This window comes from Limosilactobacillus panis DSM 6035 (genome assembly GCF_001435935.1).
GTDB classification, from domain to species: Bacteria; Bacillota; Bacilli; order Lactobacillales; family Lactobacillaceae; genus Limosilactobacillus; species Limosilactobacillus panis.
Genome location: NZ_AZGM01000140.1, coordinates 1 through 18,317, shown reverse-complemented (window position 1 = coordinate 18,317; position 18,317 = coordinate 1). Strand labels below are relative to the sequence as shown.

20 protein-coding genes, 1 tRNA gene, 1 pseudogene and 1 riboswitch are annotated in these 18,317 nt (G+C 46.3%); of the genes and pseudogenes, 12 read left to right on the top strand and 10 right to left on the bottom strand.

All coding sequences use genetic code 11. The annotated features are described in order from the left end of the window. Positions 1-44: 44 nt before the first annotated feature. Positions 45-151, bottom strand: a riboswitch (TPP riboswitch). Between the two features lie 72 nt (positions 152-223). Together FD32_RS08610 and FD32_RS08605 are read right to left on the bottom strand one after the other, a co-directional pair. Further along, entirely contained in the window at positions 224-877 is a 654-nt protein-coding gene (locus FD32_RS08610; RefSeq protein ID WP_047767022.1) for a site-specific integrase, read from the bottom strand. Between the two features lie 17 nt (positions 878-894). Then, positions 895-1,749, bottom strand: a complete 855-nt coding sequence (locus FD32_RS08605; protein WP_047767021.1) for a patatin-like phospholipase family protein — start codon at positions 1,747-1,749, stop codon at positions 895-897. 343 nt (positions 1,750-2,092) lie between these two features. Between FD32_RS08605 and FD32_RS08600 the strand changes: the two genes are divergently transcribed. Beyond that, positions 2,093-2,404, top strand: coding sequence for a heavy metal-binding domain-containing protein (locus tag FD32_RS08600; RefSeq protein WP_047767019.1), 312 nt, complete (start codon positions 2,093-2,095; stop codon positions 2,402-2,404). 55 nt (positions 2,405-2,459) lie between these two features. Here the strand turns inward: FD32_RS08600 and xerS are convergent, their stop codons facing one another. Next, entirely contained in the window at positions 2,460-3,530 is a 1,071-nt protein-coding gene (gene xerS / locus FD32_RS08595) for a tyrosine recombinase XerS (protein ID WP_047767017.1), read from the bottom strand. Positions 3,531-3,604: 74 nt separating this feature from the next. Between xerS and FD32_RS08590 the strand changes: the two genes are divergently transcribed. After that, the gene (locus tag FD32_RS08590; protein ID WP_047767015.1) at positions 3,605-4,006 is read left to right on the top strand and encodes an ASCH domain-containing protein; all 402 of its coding nucleotides are present in this window, start codon (positions 3,605-3,607) and stop codon (positions 4,004-4,006) included. 61 nt (positions 4,007-4,067) lie between these two features. Here the strand turns inward: FD32_RS08590 and FD32_RS08585 are convergent. Together FD32_RS08585 and FD32_RS08580 are read right to left on the bottom strand one after the other, a co-directional pair. Next, positions 4,068-4,141: transfer RNA gene (locus tag FD32_RS08585), tRNA-Pro, on the bottom strand. 70 nt (positions 4,142-4,211) lie between these two features. After that, the gene (locus FD32_RS08580; protein ID WP_047767013.1) at positions 4,212-4,787 is read right to left on the bottom strand and encodes an RNA 2'-phosphotransferase; all 576 of its coding nucleotides are present in this window, start codon (positions 4,785-4,787) and stop codon (positions 4,212-4,214) included. 230 nt (positions 4,788-5,017) lie between these two features. On the opposite strand from FD32_RS08580, the gene FD32_RS08575 reads away from it, so the two are divergent. The 4 genes from FD32_RS08575 to FD32_RS08560 are packed head-to-tail and all read left to right on the top strand — an operon-like array spanning position 5,018 to position 7,917. Further along, a complete protein-coding gene (locus tag FD32_RS08575) occupies positions 5,018-5,761 on the top strand; it encodes an amino acid ABC transporter ATP-binding protein (protein ID WP_056962172.1) in 744 nt (247 codons plus the stop codon). 17 nt (positions 5,762-5,778) lie between these two features. Beyond that, positions 5,779-6,612 (top strand): transporter substrate-binding domain-containing protein, encoded by an 834-nt coding sequence (locus tag FD32_RS08570; RefSeq protein ID WP_047767009.1) that lies wholly within the window; start codon positions 5,779-5,781, stop codon positions 6,610-6,612. Next, complete coding sequence (locus FD32_RS08565) at positions 6,612-7,250, top strand: amino acid ABC transporter permease (protein ID WP_047767008.1); 639 nt, start codon at positions 6,612-6,614, stop codon at positions 7,248-7,250. The genes FD32_RS08570 and FD32_RS08565 overlap by 1 nt, the downstream gene beginning before the upstream one ends. A gap of 13 nt (positions 7,251-7,263) precedes the next feature. Further along, positions 7,264-7,917, top strand: a complete 654-nt coding sequence (locus FD32_RS08560) for an amino acid ABC transporter permease (protein ID WP_047767007.1) — start codon at positions 7,264-7,266, stop codon at positions 7,915-7,917. A 68-nt stretch (positions 7,918-7,985) separates the two neighbouring features. On the opposite strand, the gene FD32_RS08555 is transcribed toward FD32_RS08560, so the two are convergent. After that, on the bottom strand, positions 7,986-10,904 hold the full coding sequence (locus tag FD32_RS08555) for a YfhO family protein (protein WP_056962171.1): 2,919 nt from the start codon (positions 10,902-10,904) through the stop codon (positions 7,986-7,988). 268 nt (positions 10,905-11,172) lie between these two features. Between FD32_RS08555 and FD32_RS08550 the strand changes: the two genes are divergently transcribed. From FD32_RS08550 to FD32_RS08540, 3 genes are read left to right on the top strand one after another with little or no spacing between them, the layout of a single operon-like run. Next, positions 11,173-11,415 carry a biotin/lipoyl-containing protein gene (locus FD32_RS08550; RefSeq protein WP_047767004.1) on the top strand — a complete coding sequence of 81 codons (243 nt, stop codon included), beginning with the start codon at positions 11,173-11,175 and terminating at the stop codon, positions 11,413-11,415. Positions 11,416-11,433: 18 nt separating this feature from the next. Continuing rightward, a complete protein-coding gene (lipA, locus tag FD32_RS08545) occupies positions 11,434-12,315 on the top strand; it encodes a lipoyl synthase (RefSeq protein ID WP_056962170.1) in 882 nt (293 codons plus the stop codon). After that, on the top strand, positions 12,315-13,298 hold the full coding sequence (locus FD32_RS08540; protein WP_047767000.1) for a lipoate--protein ligase: 984 nt from the start codon (positions 12,315-12,317) through the stop codon (positions 13,296-13,298). The genes lipA and FD32_RS08540 overlap by 1 nt, the downstream gene beginning before the upstream one ends. Here FD32_RS08540 and FD32_RS10475 read toward each other — a convergent pair. The 4 genes and pseudogenes from FD32_RS10475 to FD32_RS08530 all read right to left on the bottom strand — a co-directional run bounded on the left by FD32_RS10475 (position 13,253) and on the right by FD32_RS08530 (position 16,038). Next, positions 13,253-14,344: pseudogene (locus tag FD32_RS10475) on the bottom strand (NAD(P)/FAD-dependent oxidoreductase). The gene FD32_RS08540 and the pseudogene FD32_RS10475 sit on opposite strands and share 46 nt — an antisense overlap. A 274-nt stretch (positions 14,345-14,618) precedes the next feature. Beyond that, complete coding sequence (locus FD32_RS10510) at positions 14,619-14,858, bottom strand: oxidoreductase (RefSeq protein ID WP_202812205.1); 240 nt, start codon at positions 14,856-14,858, stop codon at positions 14,619-14,621. Further along, positions 14,837-15,286 (bottom strand): oxidoreductase, encoded by a 450-nt coding sequence (locus FD32_RS10125; RefSeq protein WP_202812204.1) that lies wholly within the window; start codon positions 15,284-15,286, stop codon positions 14,837-14,839. The genes FD32_RS10510 and FD32_RS10125 overlap by 22 nt, the downstream gene beginning before the upstream one ends. Positions 15,287-15,441: 155 nt before the next feature. Then, on the bottom strand, positions 15,442-16,038 hold the full coding sequence (locus FD32_RS08530) for a TetR/AcrR family transcriptional regulator (protein WP_047766997.1): 597 nt from the start codon (positions 16,036-16,038) through the stop codon (positions 15,442-15,444). 300 nt (positions 16,039-16,338) lie between these two features. Here FD32_RS08530 and FD32_RS08525 point away from each other — a divergent pair, with 300 nt between their 5' ends. Genes FD32_RS08525 through FD32_RS08515 form a run of 3 tightly spaced genes read left to right on the top strand, consistent with a single transcriptional unit; the run spans position 16,339 to position 18,275 of the window. Next, positions 16,339-16,926 carry a GNAT family N-acetyltransferase gene (locus tag FD32_RS08525; protein WP_047766996.1) on the top strand — a complete coding sequence of 196 codons (588 nt, stop codon included), beginning with the start codon at positions 16,339-16,341 and terminating at the stop codon, positions 16,924-16,926. Positions 16,927-16,946: 20 nt separating this feature from the next. Next, positions 16,947-17,885, top strand: a complete 939-nt coding sequence (locus FD32_RS08520) for a diacylglycerol/lipid kinase family protein (RefSeq protein ID WP_047766994.1) — start codon at positions 16,947-16,949, stop codon at positions 17,883-17,885. Between the two features lie 42 nt (positions 17,886-17,927). Beyond that, positions 17,928-18,275, top strand: coding sequence for a hypothetical protein (locus tag FD32_RS08515; protein WP_047766992.1), 348 nt, complete (start codon positions 17,928-17,930; stop codon positions 18,273-18,275). Positions 18,276-18,317 lie beyond the last annotated feature (42 nt).

Sequence of the window (18,317 nt, the reverse complement as noted above, 5' to 3'; positions counted from 1 at the left end):
GCCGCCTCCTAACAAAAAAGACCAGGTCAAAAAAACCTGGTCATTAAACAAGATGTGCATTTTCCTTCGCAAGTGTCAACTTAACAGGTTCGTAGGGTCCACGGATCTAACCGTATCTAAGTCTGGGAAACAGACACCCCTAATGCAAAACGATTATTTAATTATATATATTATACACCAACTAATTGCTAAGCGCTAGTTGACATAATATATGATATGACATCTACTCAAATTTAAAGTTCTGAACAACTTTATCGAGGTCTTCCTGCTCAATCCCCAAGTAGTGACGGGTATTACGTTCTGATGAGTGGTTGAACAGTTGGGAGATAATTTCTACGTTCACGCCTTTCTTGTATAGTTGGCGCCCAAATGTCTTCCGAAAAGAGTGGGTACCTAGTTTGGCGGCAATCTTCGGGTCACCGGTCTTCCTCCCCATCCGTTGCAGCATTTCATAAAAACCGTGGACCGAGAAGTGGCCATCTTGTTTCCCAGGAAAGAGGTAGTCGTTTTCATCATGGTAATCGAGGTCGTTCAGGTAGTTAATAATTTCCGCCAGACAATTATTCCAGAAGAGGGTCTTTGCCTTACCCGTCTTTTGCTCAATCACCCGGGTCTTAGTCTTGTTCAAGACGTGCCCTACGCGGAGGGTAACCACGTCGGAAGCACGGAGACCATTGTTGAGAGCAATCGCAATCATCAGGAGGTTGCGGTTAACGAGTTCCGGACGCGAGTATTTCTTAATTGTCTCCTCTAACTTTTCGTATTCGTCCAGGGTCAGAAACTTAACGTTTTCTACCCAAATCTTTTTCCGTCCCTTTATTTGGCCATTGGTCTTGTTCTTGGGAACATATATCCGCTTTTTTTGCTTAGTTGACATAATTACCATTCCTTTGACTAGTTCTCTAGGTAACGAATTAGACCCGGTAAATACTCCTCGCCTTCCTTTTTTCCCCGTTCGTAAAGGCGGCGAATTTTCTTAACGTTACCTTCCACTCGTTTAATCTTAATTGGTGATTTGGGAGCAACGTTGTAAAGTTGGCCATCTTTGGCAAGTTTATTAATCTGGTTAACCTGTTGGTTGTAACGGACGGGCCGCATTATTCCCGCCTCAGCAAAGACCGGATAATCCTTATAAAAGCGGCGGTACAGTTCCTTAACAGGCTTACTGGAAGGCTTCTTGCGGTAGTTGACATCCCGGGTACGGACAACAACTATCTTGTCATAGCCCTGTTGCTGGGCAACATCATACGGGATGGAGTCAGTAATTCCACCATCAAGGCAGGGTCCCTGAGAAGTACGCTGCGGTTCTGACAGGAAGGGCATCGATGATGATGCTTTGAGAGCGACGGTTAACTCATCACTAACGGGATCGTTGAAAAGGACAGTCTTACCGCTCTCAACCGAGGTTGCCACCGCGGTGAAGTGCGATGCCGAACGGCGGTAGGCTGCCTCGTTAAAATTCTGCCAGGAATATCCGTGGTCTTCAAAGAGGTAATTAAGATTGATAATCTGCTTGCGAAAAATCCGGGTCATTGAAATGTACTTCCGGTCGTGCCGGTGGTTGATGTTGATGTTTGCTGCCCGACCGTACTGCTTTGATACAAAATTAACTCCGCACAGTGAACCGGCAGATACACCAATTACGCTGCGGAATTCAATGTGGTGTGCTAAGAAGGTGTCAACGATCCCCGCAGTGTACTGGCCACGAAAGGCGCCACCTTCAAGAACTAAAGCTGCATTGTATAACATAAAAACTCAAAACTCCTTATTTTAGTAATTAGGAGGGTTATTAATAGGCCTAATTACGTGAGACACTTTTTAAATAAAATTATACAACAGTCTTACACAAAAATACATCAATTTAAAAGCCTATTATACCGGGCTTCCTCTAAAAGATTTGTAAGACTCTTTCATCAAAAGAGTCTTACGGATCACCTTTTTCCTCAAAAAGCTGGTTAAAAAAGGCAATTAGCTCTCAGACACTCTGAAAATTATTTTGACGGGTACTTGATCATCTTAGTTACGCTCAGCGCTAATTGTGCGATGTGTTAAAATAACATCAGAACCTGTGAAATATCTGAGGAGGGAAATTGTGTTAATTACCACAACCGAAAAAATTCCCGGGCACGATTATGAAATTATCGGGGAAGTATTTGGTGTTACGACCCAGTCCAAAAACGTTTTCAGCAATATTGGGGCGGGACTGAAGAATATCGTTGGTGGCGAAATTAAGGCCTACACTAAGATGCTCCATGAATTTCGGGAAGCGGCAATTTCAAGGATGGCTGACGAGGCCCATAAAAAGGGGGCCGATGCAGTGGTAATGATGCGCTTCGATTCTGGCTCAATCAGTACGGATATGCAGTCGGTTGTTGCCTATGGAACGGCAGTTAAATTTAAATAGGATGAAAAAACGGCCGCGATCATCCAGTCCTGGATAATCGCGGCCGTTTGAGCAACTACTTATTGTTTTCTTCATCACTAATTTCTTTTAAAGCCGCCCTTTGCTGGTGCTGGTCAACGTGGGTGTAAAGGTCCGTGGCTGAGGTGCCCTTTTGTCCTAGCTGCTGAGCAACCAGGACCTGATCCTTAGTAACTTCATACATTTCCGAAGCCAAGGTGTGGCGAAGCTTGTGGGGCGTCAGAGGGTGGCCGAACGCTGTTGAATACTTTTTAACCATTCGTTCGATCGAATTAGCAGTCATCCGCCGGGTTGTACCATGGTAGACCGTTAGAAAAAGGGCGATATCTTTCTTGAGGGCGTGGTAACGCTGGACCCGAATTAGCAGATAGTCCTTAATATACTGGGTTGCCCAGGGGGCAATTGGCACCGAATCCTTTTGTCCCCCCTTTCTGACCACGTCTAAGAGACCTTCTTTGATATTGAGGTCGGCAAGGTTAGTGTTCGCTGCTTCAGAAACCCGGACGCCGGTTCCGAGAATTAGGGCAATTATCGCCACGTCACGTTCCTTGTTGCGCTTAAATGCTGGAAGGGCCCGCTTGTCGCACTTCTGGGGATAGGTATTATTAATGAAGTTGATAAAGTCAAACTTCATCTGGCCGCGGTACATATGGGCCGCAAGGGTGTGGGCACGGTAATTCAGGGTTTTGGTATCATTTAGTGAATCAATCTTGGCCATGACATTACGGTAAAAGTATGGTTCACCGTCATTAACATCAGCAGTAACCGTCAAAAATTTAAACAGTGAGCGGAGGGCATTGATTGACCGGTTAATTGAGGTTGGTGAATTGAGGTGCCCCTGGCTGTTTTGGGTGTGTTTTAAATGGTCAATGTATAGCATGATGTCATTACGACGGAGCTTTTCAAGCACCTTGGTACTGATTTCTCGATTGCTTTTAGCGTCACAAAGACCGCTGATACGGAGCCAGTCAAAGAAACGGCGAATTTCGGTCAGATATTGGTAAGTCGTTGTTACCGCGTGGTTGGTTCCCAGGTAGTATTCGTTTACGTAGTCGGGGAGCTTTTTCAGCTCGTCTTGAATTAGATTCAGGTACTTATCGGCTTCCATTTTTTCCTCCTTTAAAATCTCTTCTTACTATTATAAACTGTTAGGCACAAACAAGTGTAGAAGAAGGGAAGAATATGAAAGCCTTATCGCTTTATCCCCAAAATGCGGCGGCCGTTGCCTGGGATGAAAAACTGGTGGAATACCGGAGCTGGCAAACAAAGTATCGGGGGCCCGTACTGATATGTGCAAATGCCCGTAAAACTTGTGGTTACTTGTCCGGCTACGGCTTATGTGTCATGAATCTGGAAGGAATCTACCATTTTCCTGACAAGACTTTGGGCTGGCGCTTTTCGCCATTTCAAACGGGGAAGTCTTACCATATTGAGCCGGTACCGGTCAAGGGACGCCAACGACTATTCGGGGTTCCGGATCATTTGATTCAGCCTGTCCAGTGGAAACGGGATGGTCAAACTAATGATCAGGAAAAGCACGAATGGTGGGCCAATGTTTACCTGCCACTGATTGAAAATAGGTAGGATAAAATAAACCGGGACCACCAGCTTCAATCTGAAGTTGATGGTCCCGGTTAAGTCGTTATCGGAAAAACAGGATTCGAACCTGCGACCCCCTGGTCCCAAACCAGGTGCTCTACCAAGCTGAGCTATTTTCCGAACTTATTAGTGTTCTTTAGCGAACGTTTATTATTCTACCAAGTGATCCGTAAATAGGCAAGTACTTTTTTTAATTTCCTTGAATTTCTTTGAAAAACTGCCTCGGTAGTTCATCACAAAGCCATACCTGGTCATTACCGATGTAGAACTCGATGCCGGCTTTACGGGCGGCCACTGTATCTACCTGGAGAATTACGGGGTTACTATCATGGCGCATCCCCACCGCTCGCGCAGTCGCAATATCAGTAGAAAGGTGGACAACCTGACGCTGCATCGGCAGTAGACCTAGTTTATCAATACTAGGCATGAAGCGCCGTGCAGTGCCATGAAAGAGGACGGCAGGTGGGACCGATGCTCGGTGCTTAATGATTCCCGGGATTGAATGACCGTAGAGCGCACAAATCTTGTTTCCCCTGATTGCAAAGCGTTTCTTATTTGATTTAGCGATTACTTCATCAATCGTTTCCTTAGTCAGGGCAGGTGAGAAGTGGTGGACCCGGTTCATTGCGGAAATGAAGCCATCAAGGTCGGTGTACCCATACTCATCCAGACTAATTCCATATTTTTGGGGATTATGGCGCAGGGCATAGGACATCTTTTTACTAATAAATTTTAATTCACGGTTAGTGATCGTACCATCTCCCATTACGATAATTGAATTATGTTAACTAGCTTATTTTCTTTAATAGTATTAAACCACATTCCCCCTGAACAAGCCATTTTGAGTGGCCCATAAATTACGTAATTTATGAACTAAAGTTACGTGCTCACCGTCTTAAAATGGCTTTGACGAATAGTAACGCGACTCCTATAATTAAAAGCGTTGTTTATAACATATTTAACATCATAATTTATGATTGGGATGGGGGATATAGTATGTCAATGATTGAATTCCATAATGTTGAAAAATATTATGGAAAATTTCACGCTCTAAAAAATATCAACCTGAATGTTGATGCCGGAGAAACGGTGGTCTTAATTGGTCCATCCGGTTCAGGAAAAAGTACCTTGATTCGGACCATCAACGGCCTTGACCCGATTCAGTCCGGTAAACTGATTGTTAATAATTACGACCTTTCTGATAAGAAGACAAATATCAACAAGCTCCGTCGGGACGTCGGGATGGTCTTTCAACACTTTAATCTCTACCAGAACAAGACCGTTCTGGAAAACATTATGCTGGCGCCACGGATTGTCCTTAAGCGCCCTGAAGACGAAAACCATGAACTGGCAATGCAGCTCCTCAATAAGGTCGGGCTGGCCAATAAGGCCGATAGCATGCCGAGCCAGCTCTCGGGTGGGCAAAAACAACGGATTGCAATTGCCCGGAGCCTGGCAATGCAGCCCAAATGCCTCCTCTTTGATGAACCGACAAGTGCCCTTGACCCCGAAATGATTGATGACGTTTTGGATGTTATGAAGGACATTGCTAAAAATTCAAACATGACCATGCTGGTGGTGACGCACGAAATGGGCTTTGCGCGGGCGGTTGCCGACCGGGTTATTTTCATGGCCGATGGGCAGATTCTTGAGGATGACTCAACCGAGAAGTTCTTTGGCGACCAGCCATCTACCGACCGGGCCCGCGAATTCATGAGCAAGATCAGTGGCCATCTGTGAGGAAGGGGTGATTAGTCATGCGTAAGATTTGGCGCTTGATATCAGCCGCCTTCCTGGGGTTAGTGTTACTGACCTGCTTGTCCGCTTGCGGGGCAAAGTCAGTCGCTGAGCAGGATGTCTTGACTACCGACCAAAGGACCAACCGGATCACCTGGGGGGTAAAAGCCGATACCCGCTTATTCGGTCTCGAAAACATTCGGACCGGCAAACTGGAAGGCTTCGAAATTGACCTGGCCAAGGCCCTGACCAAGAAGATCTTGGGCCCCAACGGAAAATGTACCTTTGTCCCCGTCACCAGTGGGACCAGGGTTCCCTTGCTGAAGAACGGGAACATTGACGCGATTATGGCCACGATGACCATTACCCCGGAACGGGAAAAACAGGTTGACTTTACCCATTCATACTTCGATGCGGGCCAGTCCCTACTGGTTAAGAAGGGGAGCCCTATCAAGAATATCCAGGACTTGAACAAGCCGGGCAAGGTCATCTTAGGTGTTTCGGGTTCTAATTCCGTCAAGAACGTGGCGAAGTTTGCCCCGCGTGCCCGGGTCCTGCAGCTATCCGACTACGCCCAGGCGATGACGGCCCTGAAGTCCAAGCAGGGTGATGCCTTGACGACGGATAACGGGATCCTATACGGGATGGCCGCCGAAAATCCCCACTACGAGGTAGTTGGTGGTAATTTCACTAAGGAACCCTATGGAATTGCGGTAAATAAGAACCAAAACCGTTTTCGCAAGAAGCTCAACTGGGCACTGGACCAGGTTGAAAAAGACGGCACTTATAACCGTCTCCTCTTGAAGTGGTTTGGTCATGTCAAAGGATTTAATTACCAGGAGATGAAGCGGTAATGATTAATTTAATTTCGAGCCAGTGGCAACCGCTCCTGTTGGGGTTATGGAACACCATCCTCTGCAGCGTGATTGCCTTGATTGGCAGTCTAATTATTGGGACATTCTTTGCCCTTTTGGAAATCTCACAGAAGCGGGTTATTCGGGTAATTGGTAGTGTCTACGTTGAAGTCTTTCGGAACATCCCCTTACTGGTGATTGCGATGGGCTTCTTCCTGATTGTGCCCATGTATATCGCTAAGATCAACGGTTTTACGGCGGGCACGATTGGCCTAACCCTGTACACCTCCGCCTTCATTGCCGAAACGGTTCGGGCGGGAATTAACTCCGTTGAAACGGGTCAGTTGGAAGGGGCCCTGGCCAACGGAATGACCTATACTCAGGCAATGCGCTACATTATCCTGCCCCAGGCGTTTAAGGTCGTAATTCCACCACTAGGCAACCAGTTTATCAACCTGGTAAAGAACTCCTCCGTTCTGGCCTTCGTTGCTGGTTTCGACCTGATGTACCAGGGGAACTTGATTGCTAACGACACCCTACAGACGATGCCGACCTACTTCATCGTCGGGGTGCTCTACCTGATTATCACCCTGCCGCTTAGCTATTACATGCGGCACCTGGAAAAGAAACTAGCTTAGGGGGGTGGGACAAATGCAAAACTTCATTGATGCCTATTCCTGGATCAACATCCGCTTCCTTTTACAGGGACTGTGGGTCACAATTGAAATTTCTGTGGTCTCAATTATTGTTAGTTTTATTTTAGGAACCATCCTAGGTATTATTCGCTACGAAAAATTTAAGTACTTTTCCGCAATTGTCGGTTTTATCATTGACATTATCCGAAACTTGCCGTTACTGTTGATTATTTTCTTCACCTATTTTGGTTTGCCAAATATTGGAATCAAGCCCGAAATTATTCCGGCCGCCATCCTTGCCATGTCAATTTTTGAGTCGGCAATGGTCGCCGAAATCGTCCGGTCAGGAATTAATTCAATTGACTACGGGCAAACAGAAGGGGCCCTGGCCAATGGTTTGACCCGCTGGCAGGCTCTACGGATTATTGTCCTGCCGCAGGCTTTACGTAACATGATGCCGGCTTTGGTCAGCCAGTTTATTTCCTTAGTGAAGGATACCTCCTTGGCAACCATCATTGTTCTCCCGGAGTTGATGTACCACGCACAAATCATCTACGGGCAAAACACTAATTACATTATCCCAATGTTCGTTGCGCTGGCGGTCCTGTACTTCATTGTCTGTTACTCATTGTCATTACTAGCTAAGTACCTGCGCCGGCACTTGGCATAAAAGGCTTTCCAAAATTATCAAAGGTCCACTAACGCTCAGTTTTCTTGAGCGTCAGTGGACCTTTTCTATTACTTCTTATTTTTCTTCCAGATAATTGAAACCAGGACAGCAAAGACGAGCCAAAGGAGGCCAATCAGGCTAACCTTAGCCCCTGTCAATAATCCTGGTACCTGATAGGTAAAGGTAACGTGGTGATTACCCCGGGGCAGCCAAACCCCGAGAAAGGCTTGGTTGGTGCGGATTGTCTTGGCGGGGTGGTTATCAACTTTGACAGACCAACCCGTCGAGTATGGGATCGAGGAGGTCAATACCCCCGGACGGTTCGTTGTGATTTGGCCTCGGAAGCTATTCCGATCGAAGCGGATATTCCTCAAGGCATGGCGTTGAATTGCCTGAACCTGCTGGTCGTAATGGTGACCAAGCTTAACAGCCACGACCCGGTAGTGGAGCTGGTAGTTTCCCAACTTGGAAGGCTGGAACTTCAAGCTAACCGGAAGCTTGCCATTGTAGTAGCCAATGTTTAACGTCGAGTTTGTTACCCGTTTGAACAGGGACAGGACATTTTGCTTGGCCTGGATGACACTAGCTGTGCCAAACTTACTATTATAATTGAGCTTAAAGCTGATGTCGGGTGACCCGTTTAAGACGTGGTAACGCCAGTACTTATACTGGTTATAACGCTGGTTGATAAGGCTTCCCGGATTAACGGCCATTTGCTGGAGGTGTTGCTTGTCATACTTGATTTGCTCACGCATCGTAAATGGAGTGTACTTAATCTTGGAAAATTCAATGTGCAGTTCGCTCCCCCGGTAGCGGCGCGCCACCCCTGCCTTTTGCAATTCAGGAAACTGCAGTTGGTAATACTCATCGCTATCGGTATATTTCAGATGGTGAGGGTTAACCTTGTTTAGGCGGTTCGAGACCAGTTGACTCTTTAGGACGGTGGCCCGGGTCAACTTAGCCGAGCGCATCCCCTTGGCCTTGCCATCAACGAGGACCCCACTAGCCAGAGCGCGTTCCTTTTCACTTGGCGATAAACGCTGGTAACGACCGCTACTGATATAATCACCTTGCCAATACATCAGTGGGAAGGCCTGGTTACTCTTGTAGCGAATTGTCTGGGTGGGCAGCAGCAACTTCTTGTTATTCTTGATGCTATTTGGGCTCGGCTGGCCAACGTCGTAGTTGATGACGGGGTCAGTTGCCTTATCGAGGAAGTAACCATGGGGGATCTTCAGGGCGTTTTTCCCGTTGCTCTGGACAAAGAGGTAGCGAACACCGAAGAAGTTATTCATCACGGACCGGTCATCGGCCTGGCGGATGGGAATATTTGCCTGATACTGGTTATTCTGCAGGGAGTTATTGAATTGACCGAGGTACTTGTTCTGAAGGGAATAGTAGGAGTCAATATTATGCAAGCCCGAGGTTAGGTCGTTATCGAGGCTGGGCCCGAGGCCATCGGGACTAGTGTTATTATTAATGATTTGGTTTTGACTGACCGTCGAAACCCGGTAAAAGGGGTTCTTCTTAAGACCCTTGTCAAGGCCACCATAGCGATTCGCGGTGATGGCTTGGTACTCACCCCGGCTGAGCATCATGGTTGAGAAGTTTCCCTTAGCGGGGAAGGCGGAGTAGATGGCGTTAAATCCAGCATTGAGCAGGATGATCAAAAGCAGGTAGCGGTCGAGTTTAATTGCTGGCTGAACCTTTACGACCCAGAGTGCCATTAGAGAAATAATCAGGAAGATGACGGGGACAAAACTGTCATCCTTGTTGTCAAAGAAATAGGTGGCGGTCAGGACTAGGACATAAATCCCGGTGGCCAAGCTCAGAATATTTAGTTCGTGGCGACTGATTACTGGAGCATTCTGCATCAATAGGCAGACGGCCATTGCTAACGGCAGGTAAATCAGCAGTGTCCAGCGGTTAGATGCCGACATCATTCCATTGAAGAAAGCGCCCACCGCGGGAATAAGGAGCATCACCAAAGAACAGAAGAGGCTAATTGTCAGTAAGGGGTACTGCCGGTAGTGCATATAAATGTAGACCAGGGCAATGAACCCGATTGACACGATTCCCAGTGCTGTCCAGTACATGAAATACCACTGCCCACCGTTAATCAGTTGCTTGGGTAAAAAGAGGTAGTAGTAGAGAGGGTAAACCTTAAGCCCGTTAGCAAACTCAGCACCAGTCCGGGTTGAGTTGATGATGGCCATGATTTCTGGAACCAGCATAACAGCGGACACCAGAAGACTGGTGATTGTGGCAAAGGCGAGTTTAGCCACCGTCGGCATGTAACTGAGACGGTGACGGTAGTGAGTCAGGACCCGTAATACCAGGAAGATAACAGCGCCAATGCCGAGAACAAAAGCAAGGTAGTAGTTGCTGATTAGCATCCAGATAAATACCCCCGTTAGCGGCCAGGCACTGCCTCCCTGAAGGACCCGTTCAATCTGGACCACAATTAATGGGAAGAGGATGAACGGGGTCGTAAAGAAGGGCTGAGCAACGCATGCATAGAGGAGGAAGGCGTTCACCATGTAGGTAGTCGCCCCGGCTAAAATGACGTTATCACGGAATTTGAAGTGCTGGGCAAAGTAAACAAAGGCTAAGCCGACACAGAACATTCGGATAATCCCGATTACCTGGTAAGCGAGGGTTATTTTAGCTGCCGGAAAGAGGAGGGCGAGGTAGGCGAAAACGTCACCAATTGTGTAGTAAGAATAGACCTGGAAGGTATCGGTCCCCAGACCCATTTGCCATGACCAGAAGGAAAAATGGCTTGGATGATGAAAAAAATTGATCAGTGCCTGACGATAATTGGCCAGCAGGGGCACGTGCTGGTTTAGGGCATCCTTGCTGAGGATGAAGGTATGCCCGGTCAGCAAGTATGTCCCAAAAATACAAGCTGCCAGAAAGATAAACACCAAGGTGTACTTTAGGTAGAGCATCTTTAGCGGTCGCTTATTTGTAAATGAAAAATCCATTATTATATAACTCCATCTCAATATATCAAATACTAATATTTTAGCATTTTAAAGACGGCAATGTGAATATTAATGAGCAGACTAGTGTAATTGTGAGCTAACTAATTATTCCTAAGTCTTTCATGGTAATATCCAGGTGAGTTTACCGGCCTGGCTTTCTATTATAAGTAAAAAAGTAGTTAATTTTGAAAGCGGTTACTGTTTAGAAAGGATCGGTGCTATACTTTAGGCGGATTGTTATTGGACAAAATGGATGGAAGTGAATATTATGCTAAAGAATATTGAAATGCCCAAGTTGAGTCCCAAGTCTGATGATTACTTTTTTGGTACTTGGAAGAAGCAACCCGGTGATCAAATTAAGAAAGGTGACCCGCTCTTCGAAGTGGAAACCGAAAAGGTAATCAGCGAAGTCCCAAGTGACTTTGCCGGAGTACTCAAGGAGCAGAAAGTCAGCGAAGGCGATCCCATCTCTGTTGGGGATGTTGTTGCAACAATCGAAGTTGATGAATAGAAAGGCTGGCTATTATCTATGACCGAAAGTTTAGCTGCAAAAAAGCCCAGTTGGTTAAAAGTTCGTTATGATGAAGAAAAGGTTGAGCACGTTAGCAAGCTGTTAAATAAACTTAACTTGAATACTGTCTGTGCCGAAGCAAACTGCCCAAACGTTGGTGAATGCTTCGGGACGGGAACAGCGGCATTCATGATTTTGGGGCCTTACTGTACGCGGAATTGTCGCTTCTGTGATGTTCCCCATAAGCGTCCAGCACCCGTTGACCTGAAGGAACCGATGCGGGTTGCTAAGGCAATCAAAGAATTAGGCCTGAAGCACTTTTGTGTTACTAGTACCGACCGGGATGACCTCCCCGACCTCGGGGCCGACCAGTTTGTCCGGGTTATCAAGGCAATTCGGGAGTTGTCACCACACACGACGATTGAGGTTTTGACCCCTGATTTCCAAGGGAAGACTGACCTTGTTCAGCGGGTCTTAGATGCCAAACCGGATGTTTTCAACCACAATATCGAGACGGTTCGCCGGGTTACCCCATTGGTTCGTGACCACCGGGCAACGTATGATCACTCATTAAATGTTTTGCGTTACGCTCACGAACACGCGTACGAAGGAACCTACGTTAAGACCGGGATTATGCTGGGCCTGGGTGAAAAAGACGATGAAGTTTACCAGACGATGGACGACTTGATTGATGCTGGCGTTGATTTTCTTTCCATTGGCCAGTATGTCCAGCCTTCACCCAAGCACTACCCACTCAAGGAATGGGTTCCTGTTAAACGATACCAGAAGTACTATAACGTTGCGATGGATAAGGGCTTTAAATTCGTTGCTAGTTCACCACTCGTTCGGAGTTCCTACAAGGCTAGTGCTGAATTGGCTGCCGTTGGAGTAAGTCGGTAATGATTTTCGTTCAAAGCATGGGGCACCAGGCAGCTGACAATTTCGCCTTGGAATACTGGCTCACCAAGAAAGGGTTTGACGACCTTGTTTTCTTACTTTGGACGACTGATCCCACCATTATGCTGGGTAAGTACCAGGATGCGTTAGCGGAGGTCAACCTGGAATACGCTGATTTGCACCATTTAACAGTGGCCCGGCGTTTATCGGGCGGTGGAACCATCTTTACGGACCGGGGGAGCTACCAATACTCCTTTATTAAGCCGTCAGTAAAGCAAACGATTGATTTTGATAGTTTCCTGAAAATTATTTGTAATGCCTTGACTGAGCTCGGCTTACCGGTGAAGCGCTCCAGTCGTAATGACTTGACAATCAACGGTCGCAAGTTTTCCGGGAATGCCCAGTACAACCGAAATGACTGTGTGGTTCACCACGGGAGCCTTCTTTTCGATGCCAACATTGATGAAATGACGGCGGCCCTGCATGTTGACCCAATGAAGCTGAAGGCTAAAAAAATCTCTTCTGTCCACCAGCGGGTTCTCAACTTACGGAACTTTCTTCCTAGCTTGTCTTCGGATGAGTTCGGTGCGAAGTTAAAGCAGGCTGTTTTTAACCAGGCCGGTAAGGTAGTAAATTATTCGCTGACGAGTGCCGACCAGGGCGAAATTCAGGCGATTAAGGCGCGGATCTTTGCTAATCCGGTCTTTGTCTATGGGCAAACTCCACGGACGGCAATTATGAAGGAAAAGTATTTTCATGGTGGGGGCCTTGTTAAACTCGCCGTGAACGTTGATCATGGTTATTTAAAGCAGATTCACATTACTGGTGACTTTTTCAGTAACCTAGATGTTCGAGGCCTGGAGAAGGTACTTGCCGGGAAAATGTTTCAGCCGGCAATAATTCGTCCGGTGTTGGACCAGTGGTTGCAGAAAACCCCAATTCAAAATATTACTACCGAACAAGCCTTAGATTTGTTGTTTGGATAAAGAAAACCCAGGAGATAAAGGGCATCTGCTCCCTTTATCTCCTGGGTTTTGTTACTATTCCATTGTTCTAATGTTCTAATTGTGTGGTAGCCTTCGTGGATTGCGTTCATGATCTTACGTGGCTGTAATGCATCACCAATAACGTTTGCGTGATCGTCAAAGAGGGCATAGAGGTCGTTACTAAGCTGGTCATTGGATTGAAAACCGATGGCGTTCAAAACAGTATCACAGGCCAGCGTTTGCACTCGTTTCTGATTATCAACATAGGTGACCTGGCCATTCTCGACCTCTTTAACTGTTGCACTCGTGTGGACAGTAACATTATCTACGGCAACTTTAGCTTTCAGGTGCTGTTCATTGTTCAAGCACTCGTTGGCGTTTTGCAGGATGTTTGGTAATTGCTCGAATAGGTCCACCTGGTACCCTTGCTCAGCCAAGTCACAGGCGGTTTCGGTTCCTGTGAGGCCGGCACCGATTATGGCGACGTGGTGACCGGGTTTAACGCGGTGGTTGAGATAGTCAACTGCAAAAGCCGCGTTTTCCTTCATTCCGGAGATAGAGGTCGTGACTGGTGAGGACCCAGTAGCTAGGATCACTTCATCAAACTGACCTTAGAGCCGCTTAAGGTCGGCTTTTGTTGCCTCCTTGTCGTAAATAACGTTTACACCGTCTTTATTGCATTGGGTAATTAGGTAATTAAGTAGGTTCTTAACATCGTGTTTAAAGGCGGGAGCACTAGCGGCCCACAATAGTCCTCCGAGACGGTTGGATTTCTCCCAAATAGTTGCCTCAAACCCGCGTTTCTTGGCAGTAATTGCGGCCTCCATACCGGCGGAGCCACCACCAATTATGAGTACTGCGCGCTTTTCACCGTTTTTTTGTGGCAGGCGGAAGGCTTTTTCAGCATAACACAGCGGATTTACTGTACAGTAATAGTGCTTCCCAGAAAAGCCGGCAGCAAGGCATTCGTTACAGCCAATACAAGGTACAATGTCATCAGTGTGACCAGCCTTGACCTTCTTGAACCAGAACGAGTCCGCAAGCATCTGCTTTGCCAGGCCAACGTAGTCTAGGTCACCATCGGCTACTACCTTCTTGGCAGTTAGCGGATTCTTTAACTTTCCGTCACCGAGGACGGGGATGTTAACAACTCTTTTGACGGCTTTCTGGACATCAAGTTTACTTGCTTCGGGACTGTAAATCGTTGTAATTGCCTGATACCATTGTTCATAGCACCCAGTATCAACGTGGAGGGCAGTTACGCCAGCCTTTTCAAGGATTTTAGCAATCTTTAGACCTTCGTCCAGGGTCCGGAAGCCTTTAAACCCGCTGATCAGGGGTGAACTTGACAATAACTGGAAAGCCTTGTGGTACATTATCTTGAATAGTTTTAATGCATTGTAAGGTGAAACGCATCCGATTTTCGAGAGAGCCGCCGTATTCGTCAGTCCGGTTATTCCACTGCTTGGATTGAAACTGATCTAATAAGTAGCCACCGTAATCGTGAAGCTCAATTGCATCCGCACCAGCATTAATAGCTAAACTAGCGGAATAACCCATACGCTTAACTGGATATCTTCCTTACTAAACGGCTTACATTTAAGGTTAGGGAACCAGAAGGATGGCACACTTCCCGCACTATAAGGTGGGGTGAAGGGGTCCGTGAACTGTTGTCTGCCGAGGCCAGGGGAGAGCTGGACACAAACTTTTGCCCCATAGTGGTGACAACGATCAATTAGCATATTAAGCCGCTCTACATGGTGAAAATTGGAGAGTTCGGTACATGGCCGGGGCTCGAACTTAGTTGAAATGACGTTAGCACCAGTAATGATCATCCCGACACCCCCCTTGGCTCGTTCTTCAAAGTAATCAATGGCTTCGTTGTTATAGGAGCCATCCGCTTCGCCCGTGGTACCCATTGCTGACATGAACACGCGGTTTTTGAGCCGCATTGTTCCCAGCCTTGTTCGATCAAATAAGGAATTCATAGTAATTGCCTCCTGTAATCGATAAATACATGATAATCTGCAAAAATAAGCGCTTACATTTATTTCACAAATAAATTATAAATGAATATTAATATTATGTCAATGTGAAGCTTGTCACATGCTTATGATTGGCTTACAATCAGCAATTAAAAAGATTAATGATTATTAATATATTTAGGGTTTCGGATACCGTTTAAGAAAAGAATGATGATTTCATCAATTGATGTACTATCTGGAGAAATGTTGTGGTTAAAGGTATCAACGATAAAACAACTCACGTTACTATATGCTAAGTAGATCAACGTGAGCGGGTCCATTTGCCGAAAATAGTCTTGCTGAATGCCATCACGTGCTATTTTGATCCAGGGCTGCATAATCGAGTCGATCCACTGGTCAGATTGCGATATTTCACGGTTAATGGGACTATTGAAGATACTATTAGTGAACAGGAAAGTCGTCGGCTGTATCTTTGAGAAATCATAGATAGCGTGCATATAAGAAGCCAGTTTAACGTCCGGGGCACCGTTTTTGCTGACGTGGTCAATGATGTATTGGTTAAGACGCTCACATGCTTCGTGGTATGTAGTGATAATCATATCTTGCTTATTCGTAAAGTAATTATAAGCAGTTGCCACTGATAATCCAGTAAGCTTGGCAACCTGACTCATTGAAACGCTACCATAGCCATCATTAGTAATAATTTTGGCAACGGCATCCATAATCAAAGTTCTGTTATTACTTTTGTTTGCCATAGGAGCCTCCATTTTTATCTGTTATTCTTTATAAATAAAGTTTAGCATAGACGAGAGAAAATAATTTTATGTGATGCACAGTAAATGCAAAATAGTGGTCAAAACGCAGCTTGCTGATTGGCCGCAAATAAGCTATCTTCGGGGCGGTTCATTATTCAATTGCATTAAAACTATAATTTTAATGACAGGTTGATTTTAAAGCTCTGGCCCTCCTCTTCACCGTCTTCATTAGTAATTACTGGACATCCAACTTAGGAAATGTGTACTGTTTTTAATTGTTGCAAAAGGAAGTGTTCACCCATGCGTTCAATACAGATCCGCGTTGCCCAGCCAGCCGATGCCGAGCAATTATTAGCAATTTATGCGCCGTATGTTGAGAAGACGGCGATTACTTTTGAATACACGGTTCCCACTGTGATGGAGTTCCGAAGAAGGATAGTTCAAACCCTTCAACGGTACCCGTACCTGGTTGCCGTTGAAGGTGGTCGCCTGGTTGGATACGCTTATGTCAGCCCATTTCAAGCTCGTAAAGCCTATGATTGGTCAGTTGAGACGTCAATTTACGTTGCTCCAACTGTCCGCCACCACGGAATTGGTAAACAACTATATGATAAAATTGAATCTGTCTGCCGTTCGATGAATATTACAAACCTCAACGCCTGCATTGGCTATCCGCAAAGCGACGATGATCCGCACCTTGATAAGAATAGCGCTGATTTTCACCGCCACCGTGGCTTCCAACTTGCCGGCCACTTTCATAGTTGTGGTTACAAGTTCGATCGCTGGTATGATATTATCTGGATGGAAAAATTCATTAGTTCGCATGAAAAGACGCCCGCTTCAGTTAAGAACTTTGATGCGGTAAGGGCGCAGTTTAATTTAAGCTAACGGAGATGGTTTCGTCGCGCATGAAAAAGTACTTATTCTTAATTAACCCCGCTGCGGGAAGTGGCAAGGCGGCAGATGTCTGGTGCTTATTGCAAACCTTGCTGGCTAAGGAAAACGTTGACTATGATTTTTGCTTCAGTAAGCATCCCGGCCATCCCCGCGCAATCGCCAATGATACCGGCAAACAGCGAAAATACGGCTGCCTGGTGGTGGTCGGTGGTGACGGGACCCTACATGAAGTGATTGATGGCCTTTACCAGCAGGCAAAACAAGAAAAGATGATGGTGGCCTACATCCCCGCGGGGACTGGTAATGACTTTGCCCGGGGGTACGGAATATCAACTGATCCCCGGATTGCCCTTCAACAGGTTTTAAAAAACGACCGACCATGGGAAATTAACATTGGCTGCTTTCAGGAGCTAAATTCAGGCAAACACGGGATCTTCTTAAACAACATTGGTATTGGTTTTGATGCCGCCATTGTTCACGCCACTAACCATTCCCGGCTAAAAAGCTTTCTGAACTACCACCACCTCGGAACTCTTTCCTACATTGCCAAGGCTATCCACGTGTTTTTTACCCAGCCAACCTTTCAAACAGTAATTAAAGACAGGACTGGGGTGGTTACTCTTTCCCGGACGTTCCTCCTGATTACCAGCAATCACCCTTACATCGGGGGCGGCATTGTCCTTGCTCCCGACGCTAAAATTGACCACCATGAGCTGGAGCTGGTGGTTGTTGAAAAGAGAAACTGGTGGTCCCTGCTGGTTGCCATGTTAATGTTTGCTGGCGGTCGTTTAATCTATTCGCGCCAGGCCCGGGTGGTTCATGCGCGTAAGCTTGAATATCAAATCGGTAGCCCGCAGGATTGTCAACTTGATGGTGAAGAACCGGGGAAAATGCCCTACTACCTTCGCTTAACCTGTGACTCCTACCCGTTCTGGGAGAAGCCCTTATAAAATGATATAATTTACTAGCGAAATAAGGAGGCTGACGGACAAATGGCAGAAGTAGAATATGATGAGAATGGTTTTCGCGAGGATCTCAAAAACAGTAAGGACGTTTTACACCAACCGGATGCCGATCGCTCGGCTTGGGACCTCACGGTGTTGGACTATGACCAAACAATGGATGTCTTGAACGGTAAAATGGCGGTTAAACCCAATTTTAGCTTTGCAGATGATGTGCTCAACAAAATTAGGGAAGAAAAACCACAGATAAATTCTGATGAGGACATCAATAGCGTGATTGAGGACAAGTACCAGCAGATACTATTAGCCCGCTACAATGAGGACCAGGCAAAGAATGTCTCCCGCGAAGTAACAAAAGACGACGATGAAATCGAGTAGGAGGTAATTGATTAGTTCAATTACCGACCTCTCACACCACCG

Coding starts and splice junctions, on each gene's coding strand:
- FD32_RS08520 (WP_047766994.1), top strand. CDS start 16,947: ATGAAAAAGTACTTATTCTTAATTAACCCCGCTGCGGGAAGTGGCAAG.
- lipA (WP_056962170.1), top strand. CDS start 11,434: ATGACCGAAAGTTTAGCTGCAAAAAAGCCCAGTTGGTTAAAAGTTCGT.
- FD32_RS08555 (WP_056962171.1), bottom strand. CDS start 10,904: ATGGATTTTTCATTTACAAATAAGCGACCGCTAAAGATGCTCTACCTA.
- FD32_RS10125 (WP_202812204.1), bottom strand. CDS start 15,286: ATGAATTCCTTATTTGATCGAACAAGGCTGGGAACAATGCGGCTCAAA.
- FD32_RS08570 (WP_047767009.1), top strand. CDS start 5,779: ATGCGTAAGATTTGGCGCTTGATATCAGCCGCCTTCCTGGGGTTAGTG.
- FD32_RS08525 (WP_047766996.1), top strand. CDS start 16,339: ATGCGTTCAATACAGATCCGCGTTGCCCAGCCAGCCGATGCCGAGCAA.
- FD32_RS08560 (WP_047767007.1), top strand. CDS start 7,264: ATGCAAAACTTCATTGATGCCTATTCCTGGATCAACATCCGCTTCCTT.
- FD32_RS08590 (WP_047767015.1), top strand. CDS start 3,605: ATGAAAGCCTTATCGCTTTATCCCCAAAATGCGGCGGCCGTTGCCTGG.
- FD32_RS08540 (WP_047767000.1), top strand. CDS start 12,315: ATGATTTTCGTTCAAAGCATGGGGCACCAGGCAGCTGACAATTTCGCC.
- FD32_RS08580 (WP_047767013.1), bottom strand. CDS start 4,787: ATGGGAGATGGTACGATCACTAACCGTGAATTAAAATTTATTAGTAAA.
- FD32_RS08565 (WP_047767008.1), top strand. CDS start 6,612: ATGATTAATTTAATTTCGAGCCAGTGGCAACCGCTCCTGTTGGGGTTA.
- FD32_RS08610 (WP_047767022.1), bottom strand. CDS start 877: ATGTCAACTAAGCAAAAAAAGCGGATATATGTTCCCAAGAACAAGACC.
- FD32_RS08550 (WP_047767004.1), top strand. CDS start 11,173: ATGCTAAAGAATATTGAAATGCCCAAGTTGAGTCCCAAGTCTGATGAT.
- FD32_RS10510 (WP_202812205.1), bottom strand. CDS start 14,858: ATGGGTTATTCCGCTAGTTTAGCTATTAATGCTGGTGCGGATGCAATT.
- xerS (WP_047767017.1), bottom strand. CDS start 3,530: ATGGAAGCCGATAAGTACCTGAATCTAATTCAAGACGAGCTGAAAAAG.
- FD32_RS08515 (WP_047766992.1), top strand. CDS start 17,928: ATGGCAGAAGTAGAATATGATGAGAATGGTTTTCGCGAGGATCTCAAA.
- FD32_RS08575 (WP_056962172.1), top strand. CDS start 5,018: ATGTCAATGATTGAATTCCATAATGTTGAAAAATATTATGGAAAATTT.
- FD32_RS08530 (WP_047766997.1), bottom strand. CDS start 16,038: ATGGCAAACAAAAGTAATAACAGAACTTTGATTATGGATGCCGTTGCC.
- FD32_RS08605 (WP_047767021.1), bottom strand. CDS start 1,749: ATGTTATACAATGCAGCTTTAGTTCTTGAAGGTGGCGCCTTTCGTGGC.